The sequence below is a fragment of the Cnuella takakiae genome (genome assembly GCF_001953305.1).
GTDB lineage: Bacteria > Bacteroidota > Bacteroidia > Chitinophagales > Chitinophagaceae > Flavisolibacter > Flavisolibacter takakiae.
Genome location: NZ_MTFE01000010.1, coordinates 4,224,697 through 4,229,834, shown reverse-complemented (window position 1 = coordinate 4,229,834; position 5,138 = coordinate 4,224,697). Strand labels below are relative to the sequence as shown.

Genomic DNA, 5,138 nt, shown 5'->3' with positions numbered 1-5,138 from the left:
TGATTAGTGATTAGTGATTAGTGATTAGTGATTAGTGATTAGTGATTAGTGATTAGTGAATTTTCTAAGATAGTACAAGAAGCTTGAAGAGCACCGCATACGTGGTGCTCTTTGCTTTTTTATCCGGTTGGTATTCAGCTGGTAATAATTAGCCAACGGTTTTAACCGTAGGGAGAAAGCAGCTACGGAAATGGTGTCAACCGTTTCCACGGTTTCCCTGACTTCTTTAAACCATTTTGGTGCCCATTCCCCGGTACTGCTTCCATTCAATAATCAATAATGATTAATCAATAATCTAACACTCATTACTCGTCCCTCCTCACTCATATTTCCCTTTCTTTGCTGCTAACGATTAATGCTTGCTTGATGCTTACCAACGACACCCTGCTGTACGCCTACCGGCTGATGTACAGCGCCTCGGTGATGGCCGAAACCTACGAGGCAAACCGTACCATCACCCGCTATGTGCACTCTACCAGCCGCGGACATGAAGCCATACAACTGGCAACTGCCTTTCAGCTAAAACCACAGGATTGGGTCAGCCCATATTACCGCGATGAAAGCATGTTGCTGGGTATGGGATGGATGCCCTACCAGCTGATGCTGCAATTGCTTACCCGTGCCGATGATCCTTTTTCCGGTGGCCGCAGCTACTACAGTCATCCCAATTCGCGGGATGCAGACAAACCAAAGATCATCCACCAAAGCAGCGCCACGGGCATGCAGGCCATTCCTTCAACAGGAATTGCACAGGGATTGAAGTACCAATCCATGATCCATGGTCCATGGACAGTAGACCAGTGTAGTGAGCCTGCGGTTGTGGTATGTTCCCTGGGTGATGCTTCGGTAACAGAGGGAGAGGTGAGCGAAGCCATTCAATTCGCTGTTTTGCACCAGCTACCCATCATCTACCTGGTGCAGGACAATGAGTGGGGCATTTCCGTTTCAGCAAAGGAGGGTAGGGCTATGAATGCCTTTGACTATGCAGCCGGCTTTAAGGGGTTGCAGCGGGTGCAGGTAGATGGTACTGACTTCAGGGCATCTTTCGATACCATGGCCGGCGTGGTAGAACAGGTGCGCAACAATCCGCAACCCTGGCTGGTTCATGCCCGGGTTTGCCTGCTCAACCATCACACCAGCGGGGTACGTAAAGAGTTTTACCGGACCCCCGAAGATCTGGACCTGCATGCTTCCTTTGACCCTTTACCCAAGCTGAGGGCCGACATTTTACGTAGCTATCCCCATGCGGTGGTAGAAGCTTTGGAAACGGAGATCAGGGAAACCATTGCTACTGATTTTGCCCGGGCGGTAGCCGCTGCTGAGCCCGACCCTCGCTCTGTTGCCCACCATGTTTTTGTGCCTACACCCATCAATGAGGAAAACGGGGTGCGCCAGCCCGCAGGTGCTGCTAAAGTGTTGATGGTAGATGCTGCGCTTTTTGCCATCCGCGAACTGATGGAAGCCCATCCCGAGTGCCTGCTTTATGGCCAGGATGTAGGGTTAAGGCTTGGTGGCGTTTTCCGCGAGGCGGCTACCCTTGCCGACCGGTTCGGATCGCAACGGGTGTTCAATACGGCCATACAGGAAGCCTATATCATTGGTTCTACGGTGGGGCTGAGTGCCGTGGGATTAAAGCCGATTGTAGAGGTCCAGTTCGCAGATTATATCTACCCGGGTTTCAACCAGCTGGTTACCGAAATCTCTAAATCCTGTTACCTGACCTGCGGCAAATTCCCGGTCAGTGCTGTTATCAGGGTGCCCATTGGTGCTTATGGCGGTGGCGGGCCCTACCACAGTGGCAGCGTGGAAACAACCCTGCTGTCCATTAAAGGGATAAAAGTGGCCTATCCATCCAATGCTGCCGATATGAAGGGATTGATGAAGGCTGCCTGGCATGATCCCAATCCGGTGGTGATGCTGGAGCACAAAGGCCTCTACTGGAGCAAGGTGCCGGGCACGGAAGCCGCAAAAACTCCCGAACCCGACCGCGACTATATCCTGCCTTTTGGAAAAGCTGCGGTGGTATTGGATGCAAGCGATCCGGCGTTGGAGGAAGGCAATACCCTCTGTATCATTACCTATGGCATGGGGGTGTACTGGGCAAAGGCAGCTGCGGTCTATTTCCCCGGGCAGGTAGCCATCATTGATCTGCGCACACTTTTCCCACTAGATGAAGAACTTGTTTTTGCCACCGTTCGCCGTCATGGTAAATGCCTGGTGCTTACCGAGGAGCAGGCGCAGAACTCCTTTGCCGAAGCCCTTGCCTGCCGCATCAGCAAGGCCTGTTTTTCTTACCTCGATGCTCCGGTGGAGGTGCTGGGCGCCTTGAACCTGCCTGCCGTACCCCTCAATGTTGGCCTTGAAAATGCCATGCTGCCCAGTGCGGAAAAAGTGCGGGAAAGGGTGGGGGTATTATTGGACCAGTAACCACAGGGTAGTTTGATTTGAAATGATTGATTGGAAAGTGGCTTTGGCAGCAATAAGGTGACGTTTTCTAATACGAATCAGATTGCGCAGTTCAAATCGCTTCAATCCAGTAAAGTACCACAGGTCGTTCCATTTTAAACGCCTTCAGGAGGAATATCGTCGGATATAAATTGGTAACGCACCTTTTGAGTAATGATCAAAAGTTCATAGCCTTTCGTTCAAATCATACAAATCCGCGGTTCCCTTGGTCCAATATCTGCATCAAGCCCGGCATATGGATGCTACACACCCCAATTACGGACTTGGAAGGTCACTGGAAGAGCAGTATGAAGATGTAAATTTCATCAATCCCTTGCCCCGTGCGGTAATACGGCCCACGGATTTTATGTTGCTGGATGGCGAATGGCGCTTTGCAATAGATCCCGACGACCGGGGTTTGCACGATGGCTGGCACCTGGGCTACGAGTACACCGATAATGCCCACTGGCCGGGTTCCATCGAGCAGCACCTGGCGCAGGCTAAGGGGCAGCAAACCAAATCGTGGAGCGATACCGTGGTGGCCTGGTATGAGCGCGAATTTCCGACTCCCCGCCCTGCCAATATGGACAGCGGCAGCCCGCACAGCATGCTCCAGCTCACCTTTGGCGCTTGTGGATACGAAACCCGAGTTTGGCTCAATGGCATTCCCCTGAAAACGGTGGAAGGCGAGGAGGTGCACTATGGTGAATACACTTCGTTTTCCTTTGAATTGCGCCAGGAGATCCTGCGCCCGGTAAACCGGCTTACCGTTCGTATTGCCGATACCATGGATGCCGATATTCCAAGGGGTAAACAGGAATCGCATGTATACAAACGGGGCGGCATCTGGTACCAAACCTATACTGGTGCGGTGCGCAGCATCTGGCTGGAAACCGTAGAACGCAACCGCCTCCGCAGCCGTGTGGGCGTGGTGAGTATCGTGGAAGATAAAATGGTACGTTTCAACCTGACCACCCGCATCCACGATCCGGGTCAGTATGTAATCAGGCTAAAAGTGTATGACCAGAACGGACACAGCACCCAGCCGCTGGCGCAGGATACCTATCCCATAAAACTGGAAGCAGGCCAGAAGAACCAAAGACTGGTACTGGAAATTCCCGATGCCCAAAACTGGAGCCCGGAAGCTCCCAACCTTTACCGGCTGGTGGCTCAGTTGATTGACCGCGATGGCTATGTGGCCGAAATAGAAACCCACTTTGGTATCCGGAAAATTGAAGCCCGCGGCTGTTGCGTTTACCTCAATAACAAATCGGTTTACCTCGATGGTATTTTGTATCAACCTGGTACGGCTACTTACGAGGAAATAGAAAAACATATGTATGCCATGAAAAAGCTGGGCTGCAACCTGGTGCGCATACATATTGCCGGTATCGACCCACGCATTTACAACCTTGCCGACCGCATGGGTATGATGTTATGGGTAGAAGTGCCCAGCCCGCACCGCTCCAGCGAACGCAGCCGGCAGGCGCATAAAGAAGAACTGATGCGGATGCTGGCCCTTATTGGTACCCACCCATCAGTAGTGATTTGGAGCCTGTACAACGAAGACTGGGGCGCACAGGATATTGCTACCAACCCGGAAACGCGGAAGTACATTGTCGATATCTATCACTACATGCAGATTGCCCAACCGCAGTTTCTGGTAGTTGATAACGACGGCTGGCACCACATTTCCTACGAAGGCCGCCTGAAAAGCGACCTGCTGACGGCCCACCTCTACACACCCGAACTCGGCCGGTGGAAGGAAATGCTCAACCAGTTGGTAGCTGGTCAGAATGAAGGCGTGGCTGCATTTCCTCTTGTTGTAGGTGACCCATTTTTTTACCGCAGGCATATTCCCCTGATTGTTAGTGAATGGGGCGGTTTTGGCTTTTCCGATTATGGCGGGCCCAAGGACAACAGTGCCCGTGCAGCCGATATCACCGATTTCAAACGCGAGATGCGCCAGCGGTCCATTGCCGGTGATGTGTATACCCAGGCTACCGATATCGAGGATGAAGTAAATGGCTTGATTGATGGCAAAACCGGGCAGCTCAAGGTGCCGGAAAACCTGCTCAGGTGGCGGGATCGGAAGGAGTGATTGGTGATTGGTAAAAATTTAAAAGGTAAGTAGGAAAATCAATTCCCTCCTGGCTCGGTCATGCCGGACTTGTTTCGGCACCTCCTTGTATTTACGGGTACTCCGAGAAGTGCAGAAAATCCCGATGTGCTTTTGGATGGCAGTGTTCTTAGGTTCTTTCACCCCGAACTTGTTTCGGCATCTCCTCCTGCTTGTAGGTTTGTTCAAAATAATCGGGAAGGGAAAATAATAAGCTGGAAAGTTTGAACTGCCTTAACGGAATATAAGCCGGCAATTGTTCCACGCAGCTTCTCGTTTGGCCACATCATTGAAAAATTGCACAATCATAACCTGCACTATCTTCGCAGCAAACGAATCCCAACATGGCAACAAAGATTACGGTAAACAACAACGGTTCGCTCCGCGTGGAAGGCGAGTTTGAAATTGTAGATAAAGACGGAAATAAATATGACCTTGGCGGACGCGACCTGGTATCGATCTGCCGTTGCGGTTTGTCCAAAAACAAACCTTTTTGCGATGGTTCACACAAGGGCCATTTTGAGCACGATGCAATAGCATTTGCCCTGCCTCCGAAGAAGCCAGCCCAATAAAA

The 5,138-nt window shown here is 51.4% G+C and carries 3 protein-coding genes; all 3 read left to right on the top strand.

Annotated elements, in window-relative coordinates; translation table 11 throughout:
* Nucleotides 1-366 precede the first annotated feature (366 nt).
* The 3 genes from BUE76_RS18105 (at nt 367) to BUE76_RS18095 (ending at nt 5,136) form a co-directional block, all read left to right on the top strand.
* On the top strand, nt 367-2,427 hold the full coding sequence (locus tag BUE76_RS18105; protein WP_073043443.1) for an alpha-ketoacid dehydrogenase subunit alpha/beta: 2,061 nt from the start codon (nt 367-369) through the stop codon (nt 2,425-2,427).
* 274 nt (nt 2,428-2,701) lie between these two features.
* A complete protein-coding gene (locus BUE76_RS18100; protein ID WP_073043440.1) occupies nt 2,702-4,546 on the top strand; it encodes a glycoside hydrolase family 2 protein in 1,845 nt (614 codons plus the stop codon).
* Between the two features lie 362 nt (nt 4,547-4,908).
* On the top strand, nt 4,909-5,136 hold the full coding sequence (locus tag BUE76_RS18095) for a CDGSH iron-sulfur domain-containing protein (RefSeq protein WP_073043438.1): 228 nt from the start codon (nt 4,909-4,911) through the stop codon (nt 5,134-5,136).
* Nucleotides 5,137-5,138 lie beyond the last annotated feature (2 nt).